Source organism: Bradyrhizobium sp. MOS003, from assembly GCF_003020125.1.
Taxonomy (GTDB): domain Bacteria; phylum Pseudomonadota; class Alphaproteobacteria; order Rhizobiales; family Xanthobacteraceae; genus Bradyrhizobium.
Map to the genome: position 1 here is coordinate 685,536 of NZ_PYFW01000001.1, position 18,455 is coordinate 703,990.

Sequence of the window (18,455 nt, forward strand, 5' to 3'; positions counted from 1 at the left end):
GGATGAGGGGCGTATCTCCGCATATTCAACTGCGAGAGATTTTCTCGTGGAGAGAACCCCTCACCCGTCTCGCCGCTTCGCGACGAGCCACCCTCTCCCAAAAGGGAGAGAGTCATCACGCCCGCGGCATGCTCGCGGGCCGCACTTCCCGCGATTGCGCCGCGAGCCTGATGCCGGCATTGGCCGCACCGAACCCCTGATAATTCCTGCGCTCGACGATCTCGAAGAAGAACCGCTCGTCGAAGATGTGAGTGTAGACCTGGAAGAACTCGCCGTCGCCCTCGCGGTCGTAGAGGATGTGATTGGCGCGCAGCTGCGCCATTAGCTCGGGCGCAAGATCGTATTTGGCTTCGACGTCGTCGTAGTAATTGGCGGGGATATCCAGAAAATCCGCGCCGCGCTCGCGCATCTCGGCGACCGTCGCAAAAATGTCCCGGCACGAGAACGCGACGTGCTGTACGCCCGAACCGAAAAACTCAGAGATGAAGCGCGCCGGCAGCGTGCGATTGGCGGAGGAGCCGTTGAGCACGAAGCGTAGGCTCTGATCGGCGTTGATGATGGCCTGGCTCTGCACCAGGCCCCTGGGGTCGGCGATCTCCATCTGCGGCAGGCGCTTGAGGTCGAGGATGCCGGTGTAGAACAACAGCCACGACAGCATCTCGTCATAGGGCATCGACTGCGCGATGTGGTCGATGGCGAGCAGCGCGTCCGCGCCTTTGTCGCTCGTTACCGGCTCGAAATCCGTGTCCCAGTTCTTGCCGGCCTGATCGAGGAAGTATAGCAGGCTGCCGCCGACGCCGTGGATCGCGGGGATTTCCAGCTCGCACGGTCCGACCGGCTGGTAGAAGGTGCGCGCCCTCAGTGTCTCGGCGCGCTGCATGGCAAGGCCGGCATTGTCGACATCGAGCGCAATCGCGCAAACACCGGGGCCGTGCGTCACATAGTGTGAATGCGCAAAGCCGTCGGTCTCGCTGTTGATGACCAGCTCGACCTCGCCCTGCGACCAGCGCTCCACCGCCTTGCTGCGATGCGCACCGGTCTTGCGAAAACCGAGTTGCGCAAACAAGCGGCCGAGCTCGCCCGCCTTTGTCTCGTTGACGGCAAATTCGATGAAGCCGATGCCGCGACCCTTCGTTTTCGGCGCCAGCGTCTCGGCGGCGAGTTTCGGCCAATCCGGCGCAAGCTGGTCCTCCAGCAGGATCAGAGAGCGCAGGCCGTCGAGCGCGGTCTGCGTGGCCGAGCCGGCGCGGAACTGGTCGTTGAAGATCTCCAGCGACAGCGGCCCGGCATAGCCGGTCGCCGCGATCGCGGCCATGAACTCGCCGACCGGCAGGTCGCCCTGGCCGGGGAAAGAGCGGAAGTGACGGCTCCACGACAAAATGTCGAGCTCGAGTTTCGGCGCGTCCGCGAGCTGCACCAGAAATATCTTGTCGCCGGGAATCGAGGCCATCGCGCGGGTCGGAAATCCCGGTGCCAGGGCGTGAAAGCTGTCGAGGATGATTCCAATCGCAGGATGATCGGCGCGCCGCACGATCTCCCAGGCATCGCGATAGTCGTTGACGTGCCGGCCCCAGGCCAAGGCCTCGTAGCCGATGCGCAAGCCGCGCCTGGCGGCGCGATCGCCGAGCTCGCGGAAATCATCCGCCGCGCGGTCGATGCCGCCGAGCGAGGCGGGCGAGACATTGGAGCAGATCAGCAAGAGGTCGGTGCCGAGCTCCTGCATCAGGTCGAATTTGCGCTCGGCGCGGGCAAAATTGCGCGCACGCTGCGGCTCCGGCATGCCCTCGAAATCGCGGAACGGCTGGAACGCAGAGATCGCGAGATTGAGATCGCGACAGAGCTTTGCGATGTCGCGCGGGCCGACGCCGAACGACAGCAGATCGTTCTCGAAGATCTCGACCGCGTCGAAGCCGGCGGATGCGATGGCGCGGAGTTTCTCGTCGAGGGCGCCGGAGAGGGAGACGGTTGCGATCGATCGCTCGTTCATGCTGCACTCTCCTCCATGGCACCGCCGAGGAAGAGCTGGCCGATGCGCGGATCGTTCAGGATGCGTTTGGCGTCGTCGACCATGCGGGTCTGGCCGAGCTCGAGCACGATGCCGATGTCGGAAATTTCAAGTGCCGAGCGCGCGTTCTGCTCGATCATCAGGATCGTGACGCCGCGGTCGCGCAGGCTCTTGAGGATGTCGAAGGTCTGCTGCACCATCAGCGGCGACAGGCCGATCGAGGGCTCGTCGATCAGCACCAGTCTTGGCTCGAGCAGCAGCGAGCGGGCGATCTCGAGCTGCTTCTGCTCGCCGCCGGAGAGCGTCGAGGCCTGCTGCATGGATTTGCGGCGCAGGGCTGGAAACAAATCGAGCGTCGCCTCGATGCGGGCGGGGAGATCGAGGCCTTTGCCGGCGACGACGCCACCAAGCTCGATATTGTGGCGCACCGACAGCTCCGGGAAAATGTTCCGGCCCTGCGGTACGTAGCAGATGCCGGCATTGAGCAGCGCGCGCTGGCTCAAGTTCGTGACGTCGCGGCCGGCAAAGCTGACCTTGCCTTCGCGCAGCTTCAACAGGCCGAAGATCGCCTTGAACACGGTGGACTTGCCGGCGCCGTTCGGGCCGATGATGGTGGTGATGGTTGCCTGCGGCACGGAAAAGGTCGTGCCGTTCAAGATCGTCATCTTGCCGTAGCCGCCGACGAGGTTGTGAACCGAGAGGATCGGGTCGCTCATGGTCAATGTCCCAAATAGGCTTCGATCACGGCGGGGTTCTTGCGGACCTCGTCGGGCCGTCCCATCGCCAGCACCTTGCCTTCCGCCATCACCATCACGCGCGAGCACAGCGACATCACGAATTCCATGTTGTGCTCGATCACGACGAAGGTGGCGTTCTTCTGGCGGTTGATCGCGACCAGGCGCTCCTTCAAATCCGCCAGCATCGACGGGTTGACGCCGCCGGCGGGCTCGTCGAGCAGAACCAGGCGCGGGCCGCCCATGAACGCCATGGCGGCGTCGAGCAGCTTTTGCTGGCCATAGGACAATCCGCCGGCTGGCTCGTCGGCGAGATGATCGAGCTTGAAGAAGCCGATCATCTGGTTGGCGGCATCAGTCAATCCGGCATCGGAGCGGCCGACCAGGCGCGAGGCCATGTTGCCCTGGTGCTCCTGTCCGGCGAGGATCAGGTTCTCGCGCACTGAAAGTTTTGGAAACACCTGCAACAGCTGAAAGGTGCGGCTGACCCCGAGCTTGTTGAGTTCGGAAGGGCGGAGGCCCGTGACGACCTTGCCGTCGAGCTTGACCTCGCCGCCAGATGGGGTGAGCTGGCCGAGGATGCAGTTGAACAGGGTCGACTTGCCGCAGCCGTTCGGCCCGATCAGGCCGAGGATCTCGCCCTCGCGCACGTCGAAAGAAACGCCGTCGACGGCGCGGATGCCGCCAAAATTCTTCTTGATGCCGGAGACTTCGAGGACCGCACTCATTGCGCCGTCTCCAGGCGCGATTTCGCGACGGCGCGCTGCGCGGAGGCCGCCTTGGTGCGGCGCTCGGCGAGGTAGCGGTCGAGAATTCCCAGAATGCCGGTCGGCGACCAGATCAGCAGCCCCATCACGGCGATCGCGTAGAGCATCAGATAATAGCCTTCCGTGAAACGCAGCCATTCCGGCAGCAGCACCGCGATCATCGCGCCGAGGAACGGGCCGAAGTAGAAGCCGGCGCCGCCGACGATCACCATCATCAGGAGATCGAGCGAGAGCGACAGGTTGAACGGAACAGGATCGATATATTGCGTCAGCGGCGCATAGAGCGCGCCGGCGACGCCGCCGAGTGCCGAGCCGATCGCGAACGCCATCAGCGTATAGCGGCGGGTGTCGATGCCGAGCGATTGCGCGCGCAGCGGGTTTTCGCGCAACGCCATGAAGGCGCGGCCCCAGGGCGAGCGGATCAGCCACCACACCGCGACCGATACGATCGCGAGCGAGCCGAGGCAGACATAGTAGAACGGCAGCGGCTTGTTGGTCGCGATCCCGAAAAAGTTCGGCCGCGGGATGTTGGAGATGCCGTAGATGCCGCCGGTCAGCCAGCTCTCGTTACGGAACACCAGGAAAGCGAGGGTGGAGAAGGCCAGCGTGACGAAGGCGAGGTAGTGGTGCTGCACGCGCAGCGCGGGATAGCCGAGCACCCAGCCGACCGCGAAGCTCAGCACGATGGCGACGACGATCGCTGCCGGCAGCGGCCAGCCATGGGTGGTCATGATCGCCGCGGCATAGGCGCCGATGCCGACGAACGCGCCCTGCGCCAGCGAGACCTGGCCGGCATAGCCGAGCGTGAGGTTGAGGCCCATCGCGGCGATCGTCATCACCGCCCATTGGCTGAGGATGAACAGGCCGTAGCGGTTGAAGTTCATGGGGATGACGATCAGGCCGGCGATGACGATCAGGCCGAGCGCGATCTTCAGGGATTTGCCAAAGCCGCTCATACCGTGCGCTCCTCGGCGCGGCCGAGCAATCCTTGTGGCCGGAACAGGATGACGACGATCAGGAAGATCAGCGGCACCGCCGCGCGATATTGGGTCGAGACGTAGCTGGCCGCGAGATTGTCGAGCACGCCGATCAGCAGGCCGCCGGCGATCGCGCCGCGCACCTGGTTGAATCCACCGACGATCGCCGCGATGAAGGCCGCCTGTCCCAGCACCTCGCCAGACGAGAATTTTGCCAGATAGATGGGCGTGATCAGAAGCGAGGCCAGCGCGACCAGTACGGCGTTGATCAGGAACGTCAGCAGGATCATCCGCTCGACGGGCACGCCGATGATGCGCGCTACCGTCGGGTTTTGCGCGGCGGCCTGCATCTGGTGGCCGAGCGAGGTGCGGTTGAGAAGCGCGGTCAGGCCGAACACGGCCAGAATCGCGACGACGAGCACGCCGATGCTTTGCAGCGAGACGGCATGGCCGAGGATGGAGACGTCGCCGGTCGGCACGATCGACGGGAAGGGCGAGGCCTCGGCGCTGAAGAACTGCTTCACGGCCTCCTTGAGGCCGATCGCCAGTGCCATGGTGGCAATCGCGAGCGGCAGCACACCGTGGCGCATCATGGGATCGACCAGCAACAGCTTGAAGCCGAGCCCGAGCAGGATCATCGACAGGAGAATGCCGAGGATGATCGCGAGCCAGAACGGCGCGCCCGCATGCATCGCCGCCAGCATCAGGAACGCCGGCAGCATCACGAACTCGCCCTGCGCGAAATTGATGGTCTGCGAGGTTTGCCACAGCAACGTGAAGCCGACTGCGACCAGCGCATAGATCGCGCCGGTGGCTAACCCTGCGACCAGGAGATCGAATAGGTTGGACATGTTCCCCTCTCTCTTCTCCCTCTCCCCGCTTGCGGGGAGAGGGTTGGGGTGAGGGGGCGTCTCAGCGAAGTCGCCAACAGTTGGACTCGCGGAGGCGCCCCTTCACCCGGATCGCATCTTCGATGCGACCCGACCCCTCCCCGCAAGCGGGGAGAGGTGAAGACCGTGCGCCTCACTTCACCTTCGGCAGCACCTGCTTCACGACCTGCTTGCCTTCGACCACTTCGACCAGAAAACTCTGGCGGTCGATGTCGCCGGTGTCGCTGAAGGTGACGTCCATCAGGATGCCCGGCTCGTCCGCGGCCTTGATGGTCAAGCCGTGCAGCGTGTCGGCGAACTTCTTCGGGTCGACCTTGCCCATCTTCTCGGTGGTGGCCTTCACCATGTAGACGGCGAGATAGCCCTTCAGGCCGTTATGGTCGGGCACGTAATTGTACTTCTTGGCGAACTTTTCGCGGAACGCCTTGATCAAATCGACCGGCGCATCGGTGGTGAGGCCGACATGGCCGCGCGCGCCGTTGGCGGCATCGCCGGCGAGCTCGATCACCTTCTGGCCGATCAGCGTGGTCTCGCCCATCAGCGGCGCGGTGACGCCCTGGCGCTTCAGCTCTTTCAGGATGCGCGCGCTCTCTTCCTCGTTGAGGTAGACGAACACGGCGTCGGGATTGGCGGCCTTGATCTTGCCGACGTCGGCGGCGAAGTCGGCTTGGCCCGCCTCAGTGGAGAGGTCGGCCACCACCTTGGAGCCGAGACGTTCGAGCTCCTTGGACACCATGTCACGTCCGCCACGGCCGAAATCGTTGTTGACCCAGACCACCGCGACCGTCTTCGCCTTCATGTCGTCGTGGATGTATTTCGCGACCTTCGGCATCGAGGATTGCTGGCCGAACGAGGTGCGGAACAGGAACTTGTTGCCTGCTTGCGTCAACTCGGCGGCTTCGCCGCCCATGATCTGCGCGATGCCGGCTTCGGCCGCGAGCGGCGCGGTGACCTTGACCGAGCCGGAATAGCCGGGCCCGAGCAGCACATAGGGCTCGGCATCGAGCGCCTTCTGCACCTGGGCGCGGGCGACACCCGGGTTGGACTGCGAGTCGGCATGGCTGACTTCGAGCTTGCGGCCGAGCACGCCGCCCTTGGCGTTGATCTCCTCGATCGCGAGGTCGATGCCGTTCTTCCAGTTGGTGCCGACGGTGGCGCCGCCGCCCGAGAGCTCGGCGACGTCGGCGAGCTTGATCGCCTGGGCGTGAACGCTGGTTGCAGCTGCGAAGGCAAGCAGGGCGCCTGCCAGAATGGTCGATCTCATGATGTCTCCTCCCATTTCCTCTGATGTTGCCGGCGGCCTTGTATCGGCCGCTTCGGTTACGTTGCGTGATAGGCCGAGCTTCGCGCCGCCATCACCTCGTCGAATGCCTCTCCCATGATCTCGGTCGATGGGGCAAGGCCCGTGAACAGTTCGAACGCGTCGGCGGCCTGATAGATCGCGAGCTCCCGCCCGGTCATGATCCGCGCGCCCCTGGCTTGTGCCGCCGCCAGCAGCGGCGTCATCAGCGGCGAGTAGACGGCATCCGCGACCCACAATCCGTCATGCAGAAACGTGGCGGTGACCGGCATGCCCCGGTCCGGCAGCATGCCGACCGGCGTGCCGTTGACGAGACCGGTTGCGCCGTGAAGCGCATCCTCGACGCTTGCGGCGATCCTTGCGCCGCCCCGCGGCGCAAGCAGGGAGACGAGCGTTGCCGCGCGCGCCGGCTCGCTGTCGAAGATGCGGATGTCGGACACTTTGAGGCTCGCAAGTGCAAACGCGATCGCCTTGCCGACGCCGCCGGCGCCGATCACCGCAACGGCATTTCCCGCGGGCGCCAGCAGCGGCGCCACCGCGCGGGCAAAGCCGGTGGTGTCGGTGTTGTGGCCGGTCAGGCGGCCGTCCTTGACGACGACGGTGTTGACCGCGCCCATGCCGGCCGCGCCCGGCGCCAGCTCGTCGAGCAGCGGGACCACCGCTTCCTTGTAGGGGTAGGTGACATTGACGCCGGCAAAGCCGAGCCGCCGCACGCCCTCGAGCATCACGCGAAGCCCCGCCGCATCGGCACCGGCAACCTCGATGAGCTGGTAGTGGCCGCGCACGCCCAGCGCCTCCGCGGCGCGCTCATGCATGGCGGGCGACGCGGAATGCGCGATCGGTGCGCCGATCAGGCCGGTGAGGAGCTTCTTGCTGGCGGCGTATCCGCGCGTGGACATGGTTCGCTATTGTCTCAAAGGGAGCGTTCGGTCCCGGCCATTAGCGGGGAAATCCGCGCGATTCCAAGCGGGATTTCAGGTGCAACGATAGCCTTTCCCTCGCCTAACACAATTACCCTTTTATCCGGCAAACCTAACATGATGTTATTTCTTCCGTCCGCGCGTCGGCGCGGCCTTACCGCTGCCGCGGGGTGGCTCGACCGCGCGCATCTCGGCGCGCAGCGACTCGATGAAAGACTCTGCATGGAGCGACAGCGGCGCGCCGCGCTTGACCGCGATGTAGGTGTCGAAACGGGTCGGCTCGGCGATCTTCAGAAGCTCGATCCCGGGATAGCCGCCATGAGCCACCGTGAACTGGTCGATGATGGCGATGCCGAGGCCCGCCTTTACGAGCGCGCAGACCGTGGTGCCGAAGCGCGCGCGGATGGTGATGTTGTAGGCGAGACGGTGGCGCGCGAAGATCTCGGCCATGATCCGGCCGTAGGGATCGTTGGGATCGATGCCGATCAGCGGATACCGGGTGATCTCGGCGGCCGAGACCTGCTTGCGGCCGGCGAGCTCGTGGCCCGGCGGCACGATGCAGTACAACTCGCCCGAGGCCAGCGGCATGAAGTCGAGCCCGGAATGCTCCAGCCGGTAGCTCATCGCCACGCACTCGCCGCGGCCGAGCATGAGATAGTCGATGGCCTCTTCGAGCTTGAGGATGTTGATGTCGATGCCCAAATCAGGATAGCGGCGGCGGACGCGCTCGATCGCGCGCGGCACCATCACCTGCGAGATGCTGGGCACCGAACCGATGCGCAATTCGGAGAGGCCGCCGCGCCCGATCTTGGAGATGATCTCGGAGAGGTCGTCGACCTTCTTGTAGACGCCGTTGATCTGCTCGAAGATGTTCTCGGCTTCCGGCGTCGGGAAGTAGCGCCCGTTCTGGCGCTGGAAAAAGCGGATGCCGAGCGAGCGCTCGGTGTATTTGACGAGGCGGCTGATCCCGGGCGCTGAGACGTTGAGCAGTTTCGCCGCGCCGCCGATGGTGCCCGTCACCATCACGGCACGGATCACTTCCACCTGGCGCAGCGTCATCATGTCTGGGCGTCCCGGAATGATCTTCCGGGATCATCTCACGGAAGGCGCGCGGCCATCCAGCGACAATATTCTAGGAATGGAAGTGGCCGTATTTCGGGATCAGGATCTGGCAGACGACGCCGGTCGGGCGGAATTCGAGCTTCGTACCGCCGTTGGCGCCGCTGCCAAGGCTGCGTGAGATCAGGGTCTGGCCGAAGCCAGAGGTCGTCGGCGGCGTCACCATGGGGCCGTCGCGCTCTTCCCATTCGATCTGCAGGGCACCGTCGTCGAGCAGGCCGATCCGCCGCACCGACAGCTTGCCGGCGCGGGTCGACAGCGCGCCGTACTTCACTGCGTTGGTCGTCAATTCGTGGAACACCAGCCCGAGGGAGACGGCCGTCTTGGAGTCGACGGAGATATCCAGCCCCTCCATCGAGATGCGTCCGCTGGAGAGCGTCGCATAGGGCGCCAGCTCGACGCTGAGCACGTCCTTGATCTGGAGGTTCTCCCAGGACGCGTTGGACAGCAACGTATGGGTAGCCGCCAGGGCCTGGATGCGGCCGGAAAAGGATTTCTGGAAGTCCTCGATCGTGCGCTCGTGGGACGCGGTGCGCGCTGAGATCGCCAGCACCATGGCCAGCGTGTTCTTGACGCGGTGATCGAGCTCGCCCATCAGGAGGGTCTGGCGACGCTCGGCGGCCTTGCGCTGCGACAGGTTGATCAGCGTCACCACGCAGCCCTGGGTCCGTTCGCCGGATACGACGAGCGGTGCCGCGCTGATCATGACGTCGGTGACGTCGACGGCAGATGTCTTCACGGCCGCTTCAAGCCCCTGCACCGGCGTGCCGCCAACGGCCATCGCCACGATATCGCCTCCGGACATCAGCTCGGCCGCATCAGCGAAGGTCAGTGCGATCGCCTCCTCGAACCGCTTCCCGATCGGCGCCTCGGCGCAGATTCGTTCGGCGGCCGCATTGATGTGGGTGACTATGCCGGAGCGATCGCAGACGATGACGGCCTCGTTGGCGGAGGCGAGAACGGACCGCGCCAGCCGCTCGGACTCCTTGGCAGCGGCGGTCTGCTCGCGTTCGCTGATGTCGGTGAAAGTGATCGCGACACCGCTCACGATACCAAAATCGATCGGAGCACCGGTGAGAAGAAAGCTGCGCTCGCTGTCCTCGACGCGAACGTGAATTTCGGACGATAGCCGCTCCCGCAGCGCCTGCGTAAGCAGCCGGCGGAAAGTGGTCTGGTTGACGGCGTCGAGTATGCCCAGCAACGCCTGCCCGGACAGCTCGCTGGCCGGCCTGCCGAGCAGCTTGCACAGCGCCTGGTTTGCATAGAGCAATTGCCCATCGGCGTCGAACGCTGCGGCACCGATGTCCATCGCTTCCATGAAGGTGCGATAGGACTGGCCGTCGTCTCCGAGCGTGAAGACCTGTTCGGTGGTTCCGCCGCTGATGACGACGGCATCGATCTCGCCTTCGCGGATGGCCCGGAGCGTCTCCTCGGCTTCGTAAAGCCGAGCCTCGAGCTCCTCCCGGGTCAACGCAGATGCGAGCGATACCACCGCCATCATTCCTCCACCGACAGATGAACGAGAACCTTCTGGGTGTCGGAAAGGTCCCCGATGATCTTGCGGATCGGCACCGGGAGCTCCTTCACCAGGGTGGGAATGGCGACGATGCCATGCTCCCGGGCGAGCTGCGGCTGCTTCTTGAGGTCGACGACCTCGACCTTGTACTTGCCGGCCAGGTGCTCGGAGCAGATCTTTTCGAGATTGCGGATCGCGGCGAGCGATTTCGGCGTCTCCCCGGCGACGTAGAGGACGAGCTTGACGGGCTCTTTGTCGACTTCGGTCATGGCTTAGTCCTGCTTCTTCTTGCCGGTAGAGACGTCCAATCCGCGTCCGCGCGCCAGTGCTGCGGCGTTTTCCCGGCTTTGTTGCTGATAGATTTCCTCGGTCCTGATCAACCGATTGAGTTCGGCCTCGTCGGCTTCGATATCCGCGTTGAGAGCTTCGATCTGGGCACGTGCGCGGCGTCGCCGTTGCGCGACCTGGTCCTGCACGCGGGACACCTCGGTCTGGCGCTCGGTCTCGGCCCGGCGCGCCCGCGCCTCTTCGTTGCGGCGGGCCGAGCCCGTCAATGCGCCGCCCTCGCCCAGATAGGGCTCGAGCAGGTGGATGCCGCTGCTCGACATGACGAATTCGCGGACCTGGTTGGAATGCGAGATGCCGCGCGCTTTCAAGAGATAGAGCTCGCGGTTGAATTCGCCATTGGCCTCGCGATTGAGCAAGAGGACCCAGCCATCCATGATCGACGACAGGCCGGCGTCGGTTTGCGCCTGCTCGACACTGGCCAGATGGGTGAAAACGGCGGTGATGCCGTTGGACTTGAGGTAGTCGACGATCCGCAGCAACATCGCCTGCACCTCGGCGATGTCGGCCGAGTCGGTGAAGGCGGAGATCGGATCGAGTACGACGAGCTGCGGCTTGAACCTGTTGATCTCGCGCAGCATGATCGCAAGGTGCATTTCGAGCGAGTAGAAGGTCGGTCGCGCGGCGATATAGCGCATCTGGCCGCTCTTCAGCCATTTGCCGAGATCGGTACCGATCGACTTCATGTTGCGGACGGTCTGCGCCTCGGATTCCTCGAACGAGAGATAAAGGGCCCGCTCGCCGCGCTGGCAGGCGGCGTCGGCCATCATGCAGGCGAGCGAGCTCTTGCCGGAGCCGGCGACGCCGGTCAGCAGGATGCTGCTGCCACGGTAAAAACCGCCGCCGGTGAGCATGGCGTCGAGGTCGGGCACGCCGGTCGAGATCCGGTCTTCGAACACCTTGTGCCCGAGCCCGAGCGAGGACACCGGCAGCACGGAAAAGCCGTCCTCGTCGATCAGGAACGGATATTCGTTGGTGCCGTGCGCGGTGCCGCGGTATTTGACGATGCGCAGCCGCCGCGTCGAGATCTGGTTGTCGACGCGGTGATCGAGCAGGATCACGCAGTCCGAGACATATTCCTCGAGGCCTTGCCGGGTCAGGGTGCCGTCGCCGCGCTCGCCGGTGATGACCGCCGTCAGGCCCTTCTGCTTCAGCCAGTCGAACAGGCGGCGTATTTCTGCGCGCAGGATCGCGGGATTTGAGAACGCCGAGAACAGGCTTTCGATCGTGTCGAGCACGATGCGCTTGGCGCCGATCTGGTCGACGGCGAATTCGAGCCGCAGGAAGAGAGCCTCCAGATCGTAATCGCCGATCTCGGCGACTTCCGATGGATCGATCTCGATGTGCTCGATGTGGATCTTCGACTGGTCGATCAGCCCCTGGAGGTCGAAGCCGAGCGAATCCACGTTGGCGATGATGTCGACCGGGCGCTCCTCGAACGTGACGAAGACGCCGGGCTCGTCGTAGATCTTCGCGCCATTGAAGAGGAAGGTCGAAGCAAACAGCGTCTTGCCGCAGCCGGCCGACCCGCACACGAGGCTCGGTCGCCCCGTGGGAAGTCCGCCAAGCGTCAGATCGTCAAAGCCGTCGATGCCGGTTGCAGATTTCGTGATGCCTTCAGTCATGCCCTGCCCTGGTTCCAGACGATTTTTCTAAGCAAATATTGGCAAGCCGCATAGAGGGAAGCATCTGCAATTTTGTCGCTTGGCCCAGGAACAGAATTGATTGATTGGAGTTAGATCGCTCCCCCGGCTCGCATCTGATCGGCTGGGATGATGTCGGCTCAGTGCCGCGCACAGACAGTAGTCCCCCCGACACGATGCCGCTTCACTCGCCAGAGTTTTTGGGTTCACTTGTGAACATACGATTTTACCGCGCCGGCGCATAAGGGGCCGGTTGGGCGCGGGTGCATTGGTGAGACCATGAACGAGTTCGAAGGCCGCATTCAAGCCATTTTAGATGCGGCGCTTGATGCTGCCTTCAGCCACGTCAGGCATGGCGGGGATCACGAGAGCAGGAAGCTCGTTGCGGCACGTCTGCTGGACGCTGCTCAGTCCGGCATGACGACCTTGGACGAATTGACGTCGGTCGGACGTCGCGCGCTTGTTGATCTCAAGATCAGGTCACGGGCTTGAGCCACCGGCTGTCGCCAGCGCGAGCCATGCTGCAATTGCGTTCTAGCTCGCCGGCCCTTCCGGCAATACGCTCTCAGTCAGGTCCTCGCGCTCGCCTTGCAGCACCTCGCGCGCGAACTCGATGATCTTCTGCTTGTTTGCCGTTTCGCGGATGGCGAAAAACACGCGGTTCAATTCCAGGCCAAGCACGCTGTTGAGGGCGATGTCCTCGTCTTGCATCGTGGTGTTCCCGCTTCGGTCGCCTCAGGTGTATCGTGACGTGAATTCTGCCACAAGTAGTCAAAATCTTCAGGGCGGATGAGCACCGGGAAACTACGGCTGCTGCGAATTGAGGCAGCTCCCAAATACGTGCTATACGGGCCCTTGTGGGTCAGGAAATGCACCGATGTCCGCCGTAGATTATGGCCGGGAGGCGCTCGACTTCATTGAGGGGCTGGGGACCTATCGCAAGGTGCCCGATGCCATGAACGCGCTTGAAACGGCGTTCGGGCGCTTCGGCTTCGAAACCATCATCGTGACGGGATTGCCCAATCCCGACCAGCGGTTTGCGCAGATGGTGCTCGCCAAGCGTTGGCCGGCCGGCTGGTTCAGCCTGTACACCCAGAACAATTACGACCGCTTCGATCCCGTGGTGCGGCTGTGCCGGCAATCGGTCAATCCGTTCGAATGGTCGGAAGCCCCCTATGACGCCGAGCTCGAGCCCGATGCGGCCGAGGTGATGAACCGCGCCAGCGAGTTTGGCATGTCGCGGGGCTTCATCGTGCCGATTCACGGGCTCACCGGCTATGAAGCGGCGGTGTCGCTTGGCGGCGTTCATCTCGACCTCAATCCGCGGAGCAAGCCGGCGCTGCACTTGATGGCGATGTATGGTTTCGACCACATTCGCCGTCTGCTCGAGCCGACGCCTTATCCCCCGGCGCGCCTCACCCCGCGCGAGCGCGAGGTGATCTCCTGGGCCTCACAGGGCAAGTCGGCCTGGGAGATCGGCGAAATTTTGCACATCACGCAGCGCACTGCGGAAGAGCATCTTGCAACTGCCGGGCGCAAGCTCGGTGCCGTCAACCGCACGCATGCGGTGGCGCTGGCGATTCGGAACAAGATCATCAATCCGTAAGCGCCGTACTGGGAAATTTCCCAATATCGAACCCGGCTCTTTTCGCCGACTCTGCCCCCATTGAGGATGAATGGGGGTTTTCATGATTCATGCCATTTCTGCGGTCAATCGCCACCTTTATGAAGACGTAATCGAGCAGCAGTTCCGGTTGCGCCACGACATCTTCGTCGAGGAGAGGCACTGGGAGGCGCTGCGCAGGCCGGATTGCCGCGAAATCGATTCCTACGACGACGAGGATACCGTCTATCTGCTTGCGCTCGAGGGGCGGCGGATCATCGGTGGTCACCGGCTCTACCCGACGACCAAACCCTCGATGATGAGCGAGGTGTTCCCGCATTTGGCGTCGGAGCGCGGTTGCCCCGCGAATCCGCTGGTCTGGGAATGGTCGCGCTACTTCGTCGTGCGTGATCGCCGCGACGGCGCGCTCAACCTGCAATTGATGGCGGCGGTGCAGGAGTTCTGCCTCGCGCAGGGGATCGCGCAGGTCAGCGCGATCATGGAGACCTGGTGGCTGCCACGCTTCCACGAGGCCGGCTTCGTGGTGACCCCGCTTGGCCTGCCGGCTCTGGTGGAGAACGCGTGGACCATGGCGGCAACCATCGACATTCGTCGCGAGACCCTCGATGCCCTGCACGATCGTATCGGCATGCATTCGGTCGTGCGCCAGGACGGCCCGCATCTCGACGCCGTCGCCCGTGCCAACCTCTGCGGCCTTGCCGCGCAACGAAAGAGCGCCTGAGATGTCGAACATGATGCGGGACAGCCAGATCATGGCGCAGATCAGGGACGAGAATCTCGGCTACATGTCGGACATGGCGCTCGAGCTGGCGGAGATGGCGGAGGACACCGGATTGGCGACGCTCGCCTATCTGTTCCGGATGGCGGCGCTGGAGGCCTCGACGGCCAACAGCGTGCTCGCCGAACCGGATGATCTATCCCGGCAGATGACATCGCACTAGACGCATCTCATCGATCCCACAAATTCAACACCCTCTTCCCGGTCTGAGCAGGCAACGGGGGGAGGGTGATCGTTTGGGTGCGGCAGGTTGCCCCAGCCGGCGCGGCAACCTTCTTGCAAGGCCATCTCGACCGCATGCACCGGCATGCAACAAAGTGCATGTTCGGTGTCGAATCGCTCTTGCCTCGGAACGATACTGCCATTACCCATTTTTCCGCCTTGATGAGGCAGGGGGAGCTCTTTCACTGATGGCGACCGTGTTCGAACATCGGCGCGACACCGCGTGCGCCTGAAAGAGTCTTGATGCTGCTTGTCGTCGAACAGTTTCTGAACGGATTGCAGTTCGGCCTGCTGCTGTTCCTGCTCGCCGCCGGCCTGACGTTGGTGTTCGGGATCATGGATCTCGTCAACCTCGCGCACGGCTCACTCTACATGATGGGCGCCTATTTCGCCGCGACCTTCGCGGCCTGGACCGGCAGCTTCCTGCTCGGCGCGCTGCTGGCGCTTGGCGCCACGCTGATCCTCGGCATCGTGCTCGAAATGTCGGCGCTGCGGCATCTCTATGGGCGAGATCATCTCGACCACGTGCTCGCGACCTTCGGCCTGATTCTGTTCTTCAACGAAGCCGTGCGCCTGATATGGGGTCCGGCCGGCCTTGCGCTGCCGCTGCCGGCTTGGCTCACGGTGCCGGTGCCGATCTTGCCCGGCATTCACTATCCCGCCTATCGGCTCGCCATCATCGTGGTGGCGCTGCTGGTGGCGTTGCTGCTCTATCTCGGCGTGATGCGCACGCGCATCGGCATGCTGATCCGCGCCGGCGCCTCCAACCGCGAGATGATCGGCGCGCTCGGCATCAACATCAAGCTGCTCTACACGCTCGTGTTCGGCTTAGGGGCCGCGCTCGCGGGCCTCGCCGGGCTGATGCAGGCGCCGATCCTCACCGTGCAGATCGGCATGGGCGAGAACATCCTGATCCTCGCCTTCGTCATCATCGTGATCGGCGGCATCGGCTCGATCCGCGGTGCGTTCCTGGCCGCGATCTTCGTCGGCATGATCGACACGCTAGGCCGCGCCTTTCTGCCCAATCTGCTGCGGCAGGTGCTGAGCGGCGCCGCGGCCTCCACTGCCGCGCCCGCATTGTCCTCCATGCTGATCTACCTGCTGATGGCGATTGTGCTGGTGGTGCGGCCGGAGGGGCTGTTCCCGGCCAACCGCCGATGAAGAGTTTGACTGTGAGCAAGGCCGTCACGGCCCTGATGCTGGCCGGCCTCGTGCTGCTGCCGCTGTATTCGCAGCTCGCCGGCAACGTCTTCATCCTGACGCTGTTCACCCGCATCGTCATCCTGGCGCTGGCGGCCGCGAGCCTCAATCTCATCATGGGTTTTGGCGGCATGATGAGCTTCGGCCATGCCGCCTATCTCGGCATCGGCGGCTACGCGGTCGGCATGCTGGCGCAGGAAGGTGTCGGCTCCGGCTTCATCCAGTTTCCGGTCGCGCTCGCGGCGTCCGCGCTCTATGCGCTCGTGATCGGCGCGCTGTCTCTGCGCACCCGCGGCGTCTATTTCATCATGATTACGCTCGCCTTCGCGCAGATGGCCTATTACGTCGCCTCGGGCCTCGCGCGTTATGGCGGCGACGACGGGCTCACCGTCTACAAGCGCAGCGACTTCTCCGGCCTGATCAATCTCGGCAATCGCACGCAGTTCTACTATCTCTGCCTTGCCTGCCTGTTCGGCGTGCTCTTCCTGATCTGGCGCATCGTCAACTCACGCTTCGGCCTCGTCGTGCAGGGCCTGCGCTCCAACGAGCAGCGCATGCAGGCGATCGGCTTTCCGGCCAAGCGCTATAAGCTCGTCTGCTTCGTCATCTCCGGCATGATGTGCGGGTTGGCCGGCGCGCTGCTCGCCAACAACACCGATTTCATCAGCCCGGCCGTGATGTACTGGACCCGGTCCGGCGATCTCATGGTGATGGTGATCCTGGGTGGCATGGGCACGCTGTTCGGCCCGGTCATGGGCGCGGTGGTGTTTTTGCTGCTGGAGGAATTCCTGTCGCAGATCACCGAATATTGGGCGCTGATCATGGGCCCGCTGCTGCTTCTGATCGTGCTGTTCGGCCGCGGCGGCATCATGGGCCTGCTCGGGAGGTTCAACCGTGGCTGAACCGCTGCTCCGCGTCGAAAAGCTGGTGCGCCGTTTCGGCGGCATCATCGCGACGGATAATGTCTCGCTCGACGTTGCGGCCGGGGAGCTGCACGCCATCATCGGTCCGAACGGTGCCGGCAAGACTACGCTGATCAGCCAGCTCACCGGGCATCTCGAGCCGCATTCCGGCAGCGTCTCGTTGGGTGGCCGCGACATCACCTATCTGCCGGCCCATCGGCGCTGCGCGCTGGGTCTCGCGCGCTCGTTCCAGATCACCTCGCTGTTGCTCGACTTCACCGCCGCCGACAATGTCGCGCTGGCGGCGCAGGCTCATGCCGGCACCTCGTTCCGCTTCTTCGCCAACGCGCGCAAGGAGAGAGGCTTGCGCGATGCCGCCCACGCCGCGCTCAATCGCGTCGGCCTGTTGCATCGTGCCGATGTCCTGGTGTCGAAGCTCAGTCACGGCGAGCGGCGCCAGATCGAGCTCGCGGTCGCGCTCGCCAGCAAGCCGAAGCTGCTGCTGCTCGACGAGCCCATGGCCGGGCTCGGCGTCACCGAATCCCAGGGCATGGTAAAGCTGCTCCAGGAGTTGCGGAAGGAAGTCTCGATCGTGCTGGTCGAGCACGACATGCCGGCGGTGTTCGCGCTGGCCGACCGCATCTCGGTGCTGGTCTATGGCCGCGTCATCGCCTCGGGCGATCCGGCCGCGATCCGGGCCAACGAGGACGTCAAGCGCGCCTATCTCGGCGACCAGCACGTGGTGACGCACCATGGCTGAAAAAATCATGGCTGACACGCTGCTCGAGGTCGACGGCATCGAGACCTGTTACGGCCTGTCCCAGGTGCTGTTCGGGCTGTCACTGTCGATCAAGCCGGGCGAGATGGTCTCGCTGATGGGCCGCAACGGCATGGGCAAGACCACGACCATCCGCTCCATCATGGGCCTGACGCCGGCACGCGCCGGCAGCATTCGTTTCGCGGGCGCCGAGGTCAGGCAGCTTCCGTCCTACAGGATCGCAAAGCTCGGCGTCGGTCTGGTCCCCGAAGGACGCCAGATCTTCCCGAACCTTACCGTGCGCGAAAACCTGGTCGCGGCCGCCGCCGACCGCTTCGGCAGCGCCAATCCCTGGACGCTGGCCGCGATCTACGTGATGTTTCCGCGCCTCGCCGAACGTGCCGCCAACATGGGCAACCAGCTCTCCGGCGGCGAGCAGCAGATGCTGGCGATCGGCCGCGCGCTGATGACGAACCCGAAGCTGCTGATCCTGGACGAGGCGACCGAAGGTCTCGCGCCGCTGATCCGCGAAGAGATCTGGCACTGCCTGTCGCTGCTCAAGAGCCGGGGCCAGTCGATCCTGGTCGTCGACAAGAACGTCGACCATCTCGCCCGCATCTGCGACCGCCACTTCATCATCGAGCGCGGCAAGACGGTGTGGAGCGGAACGTCGGACGAGCTGATGGCCGAGCCAGACCTGCAGCATAAATATTTGGGAATTTAACCCCCGCTCTCTCCCCGTCATTGCGAGGAGCG

Annotated in this window: 20 protein-coding genes; 8 read left to right on the forward strand and 12 right to left on the reverse strand. The window is 64.1% G+C overall.

The window, feature by feature from the left end:
• Nucleotides 1-115: 115 nt before the first annotated feature.
• From C7G42_RS03210 to kaiC, 11 genes are all read right to left on the reverse strand, one after another.
• On the reverse strand, nt 116-1,987 hold the full coding sequence (locus tag C7G42_RS03210; RefSeq protein ID WP_106947624.1) for a bifunctional sugar phosphate isomerase/epimerase/4-hydroxyphenylpyruvate dioxygenase family protein: 1,872 nt from the start codon (nt 1,985-1,987) through the stop codon (nt 116-118).
• Nucleotides 1,984-2,721 carry an ABC transporter ATP-binding protein gene (locus C7G42_RS03215; protein WP_106947625.1) on the reverse strand — a complete coding sequence of 246 codons (738 nt, stop codon included), beginning with the start codon at nt 2,719-2,721 and terminating at the stop codon, nt 1,984-1,986. The genes C7G42_RS03210 and C7G42_RS03215 overlap by 4 nt, the downstream gene beginning before the upstream one ends.
• Before the next feature lie 2 nt (nt 2,722-2,723).
• Nucleotides 2,724-3,467 (reverse strand): ABC transporter ATP-binding protein, encoded by a 744-nt coding sequence (locus C7G42_RS03220; RefSeq protein WP_106947626.1) that lies wholly within the window; start codon nt 3,465-3,467, stop codon nt 2,724-2,726.
• Nucleotides 3,464-4,462 carry a branched-chain amino acid ABC transporter permease gene (locus C7G42_RS03225; RefSeq protein ID WP_106947627.1) on the reverse strand — a complete coding sequence of 333 codons (999 nt, stop codon included), beginning with the start codon at nt 4,460-4,462 and terminating at the stop codon, nt 3,464-3,466. The genes C7G42_RS03220 and C7G42_RS03225 overlap by 4 nt, the downstream gene beginning before the upstream one ends.
• Nucleotides 4,459-5,334: a branched-chain amino acid ABC transporter permease gene (locus tag C7G42_RS03230; RefSeq protein WP_106947628.1), complete on the reverse strand. Its 876-nt coding sequence runs from the start codon at nt 5,332-5,334 to the stop codon at nt 4,459-4,461. The genes C7G42_RS03225 and C7G42_RS03230 overlap by 4 nt, the downstream gene beginning before the upstream one ends.
• A 172-nt stretch (nt 5,335-5,506) precedes the next feature.
• Complete coding sequence (locus C7G42_RS03235; protein ID WP_106947629.1) at nt 5,507-6,637, reverse strand: ABC transporter substrate-binding protein; 1,131 nt, start codon at nt 6,635-6,637, stop codon at nt 5,507-5,509.
• Nucleotides 6,638-6,693: 56 nt separating this feature from the next.
• Nucleotides 6,694-7,572, reverse strand: coding sequence for a shikimate dehydrogenase (locus tag C7G42_RS03240; RefSeq protein WP_106947630.1), 879 nt, complete (start codon nt 7,570-7,572; stop codon nt 6,694-6,696).
• Nucleotides 7,573-7,716: 144 nt separating this feature from the next.
• A complete protein-coding gene (locus C7G42_RS03245) occupies nt 7,717-8,655 on the reverse strand; it encodes a LysR family transcriptional regulator (protein ID WP_106947631.1) in 939 nt (312 codons plus the stop codon).
• Between the two features lie 70 nt (nt 8,656-8,725).
• The gene (locus tag C7G42_RS03250) at nt 8,726-10,210 is read right to left on the reverse strand and encodes a sensor histidine kinase (protein WP_245427505.1); all 1,485 of its coding nucleotides are present in this window, start codon (nt 10,208-10,210) and stop codon (nt 8,726-8,728) included.
• Complete coding sequence (locus C7G42_RS03255; protein ID WP_094892540.1) at nt 10,210-10,497, reverse strand: circadian clock KaiB family protein; 288 nt, start codon at nt 10,495-10,497, stop codon at nt 10,210-10,212. Before C7G42_RS03255 ends, C7G42_RS03250 begins: the two co-directional genes overlap by 1 nt.
• A gap of 3 nt (nt 10,498-10,500) precedes the next feature.
• Nucleotides 10,501-12,198: a circadian clock protein KaiC gene (gene kaiC, locus C7G42_RS03260; protein ID WP_106947632.1), complete on the reverse strand. Its 1,698-nt coding sequence runs from the start codon at nt 12,196-12,198 to the stop codon at nt 10,501-10,503.
• A 297-nt stretch (nt 12,199-12,495) separates the two neighbouring features.
• On the opposite strand from kaiC, the gene C7G42_RS03265 reads away from it, so the two are divergent.
• The gene (locus C7G42_RS03265) at nt 12,496-12,708 is read left to right on the forward strand and encodes a hypothetical protein (protein ID WP_106947633.1); all 213 of its coding nucleotides are present in this window, start codon (nt 12,496-12,498) and stop codon (nt 12,706-12,708) included.
• 42 nt (nt 12,709-12,750) lie between these two features.
• Here the strand turns inward: C7G42_RS03265 and C7G42_RS03270 are convergent, their stop codons facing one another.
• On the reverse strand, nt 12,751-12,927 hold the full coding sequence (locus tag C7G42_RS03270) for a hypothetical protein (protein WP_106947634.1): 177 nt from the start codon (nt 12,925-12,927) through the stop codon (nt 12,751-12,753).
• A gap of 166 nt (nt 12,928-13,093) precedes the next feature.
• Here C7G42_RS03270 and C7G42_RS03275 point away from each other — a divergent pair, with 166 nt between their 5' ends.
• The 7 genes from C7G42_RS03275 (at nt 13,094) to C7G42_RS03305 (ending at nt 18,423) form a co-directional block, all read left to right on the forward strand.
• On the forward strand, nt 13,094-13,822 hold the full coding sequence (locus C7G42_RS03275; protein ID WP_106947635.1) for a LuxR family transcriptional regulator: 729 nt from the start codon (nt 13,094-13,096) through the stop codon (nt 13,820-13,822).
• A gap of 82 nt (nt 13,823-13,904) precedes the next feature.
• Entirely contained in the window at nt 13,905-14,561 is a 657-nt protein-coding gene (locus C7G42_RS03280) for an acyl-homoserine-lactone synthase (RefSeq protein WP_199580622.1), read from the forward strand.
• 1 nt (nt 14,562) lies between these two features.
• Entirely contained in the window at nt 14,563-14,781 is a 219-nt protein-coding gene (locus tag C7G42_RS03285) for a hypothetical protein (RefSeq protein WP_106947637.1), read from the forward strand.
• A gap of 302 nt (nt 14,782-15,083) precedes the next feature.
• The gene (locus C7G42_RS03290) at nt 15,084-16,001 is read left to right on the forward strand and encodes a branched-chain amino acid ABC transporter permease (protein ID WP_106947638.1); all 918 of its coding nucleotides are present in this window, start codon (nt 15,084-15,086) and stop codon (nt 15,999-16,001) included.
• Nucleotides 15,998-16,942, forward strand: coding sequence for a branched-chain amino acid ABC transporter permease (locus C7G42_RS03295; RefSeq protein WP_106947639.1), 945 nt, complete (start codon nt 15,998-16,000; stop codon nt 16,940-16,942). Before C7G42_RS03290 ends, C7G42_RS03295 begins: the two co-directional genes overlap by 4 nt.
• Entirely contained in the window at nt 16,935-17,702 is a 768-nt protein-coding gene (locus C7G42_RS03300; protein WP_106947640.1) for an ABC transporter ATP-binding protein, read from the forward strand. The genes C7G42_RS03295 and C7G42_RS03300 overlap by 8 nt, the downstream gene beginning before the upstream one ends.
• Nucleotides 17,695-18,423, forward strand: coding sequence for an ABC transporter ATP-binding protein (locus C7G42_RS03305; RefSeq protein ID WP_245427508.1), 729 nt, complete (start codon nt 17,695-17,697; stop codon nt 18,421-18,423). The genes C7G42_RS03300 and C7G42_RS03305 overlap by 8 nt, the downstream gene beginning before the upstream one ends.
• The last annotated feature ends 32 nt before the right edge of the window (nt 18,424-18,455 follow it).

Bases quoted from the DNA above. Each gene is read 5' to 3' on its own strand.
- C7G42_RS03245 (WP_106947631.1), bottom strand. From the start codon at position 8,655: ATGATGACGCTGCGCCAGGTGGAAGTGATCCGTGCCGTGATGGTGACG.
- C7G42_RS03250 (WP_245427505.1), bottom strand. From the start codon at position 10,210: ATGGCGGTGGTATCGCTCGCATCTGCGTTGACCCGGGAGGAGCTCGAG.
- C7G42_RS03265 (WP_106947633.1), top strand. From the start codon at position 12,496: ATGAACGAGTTCGAAGGCCGCATTCAAGCCATTTTAGATGCGGCGCTT.
- C7G42_RS03220 (WP_106947626.1), bottom strand. From the start codon at position 3,467: ATGAGTGCGGTCCTCGAAGTCTCCGGCATCAAGAAGAATTTTGGCGGC.
- C7G42_RS03290 (WP_106947638.1), top strand. From the start codon at position 15,084: ATGCTGCTTGTCGTCGAACAGTTTCTGAACGGATTGCAGTTCGGCCTG.
- C7G42_RS03305 (WP_245427508.1), top strand. From the start codon at position 17,695: ATGGCTGAAAAAATCATGGCTGACACGCTGCTCGAGGTCGACGGCATC.
- C7G42_RS03280 (WP_199580622.1), top strand. From the start codon at position 13,905: ATGATTCATGCCATTTCTGCGGTCAATCGCCACCTTTATGAAGACGTA.
- C7G42_RS03285 (WP_106947637.1), top strand. From the start codon at position 14,563: ATGTCGAACATGATGCGGGACAGCCAGATCATGGCGCAGATCAGGGAC.
- C7G42_RS03215 (WP_106947625.1), bottom strand. From the start codon at position 2,721: ATGAGCGACCCGATCCTCTCGGTTCACAACCTCGTCGGCGGCTACGGC.
- C7G42_RS03235 (WP_106947629.1), bottom strand. From the start codon at position 6,637: ATGAGATCGACCATTCTGGCAGGCGCCCTGCTTGCCTTCGCAGCTGCA.
- kaiC (WP_106947632.1), bottom strand. From the start codon at position 12,198: ATGACTGAAGGCATCACGAAATCTGCAACCGGCATCGACGGCTTTGAC.
- C7G42_RS03240 (WP_106947630.1), bottom strand. From the start codon at position 7,572: ATGTCCACGCGCGGATACGCCGCCAGCAAGAAGCTCCTCACCGGCCTG.
- C7G42_RS03255 (WP_094892540.1), bottom strand. From the start codon at position 10,497: ATGACCGAAGTCGACAAAGAGCCCGTCAAGCTCGTCCTCTACGTCGCC.
- C7G42_RS03210 (WP_106947624.1), bottom strand. From the start codon at position 1,987: ATGAACGAGCGATCGATCGCAACCGTCTCCCTCTCCGGCGCCCTCGAC.
- C7G42_RS03225 (WP_106947627.1), bottom strand. From the start codon at position 4,462: ATGAGCGGCTTTGGCAAATCCCTGAAGATCGCGCTCGGCCTGATCGTC.
- C7G42_RS03270 (WP_106947634.1), bottom strand. From the start codon at position 12,927: ATGCAAGACGAGGACATCGCCCTCAACAGCGTGCTTGGCCTGGAATTG.
- C7G42_RS03230 (WP_106947628.1), bottom strand. From the start codon at position 5,334: ATGTCCAACCTATTCGATCTCCTGGTCGCAGGGTTAGCCACCGGCGCG.
- C7G42_RS03275 (WP_106947635.1), top strand. From the start codon at position 13,094: ATGTCCGCCGTAGATTATGGCCGGGAGGCGCTCGACTTCATTGAGGGG.
- C7G42_RS03295 (WP_106947639.1), top strand. From the start codon at position 15,998: ATGAAGAGTTTGACTGTGAGCAAGGCCGTCACGGCCCTGATGCTGGCC.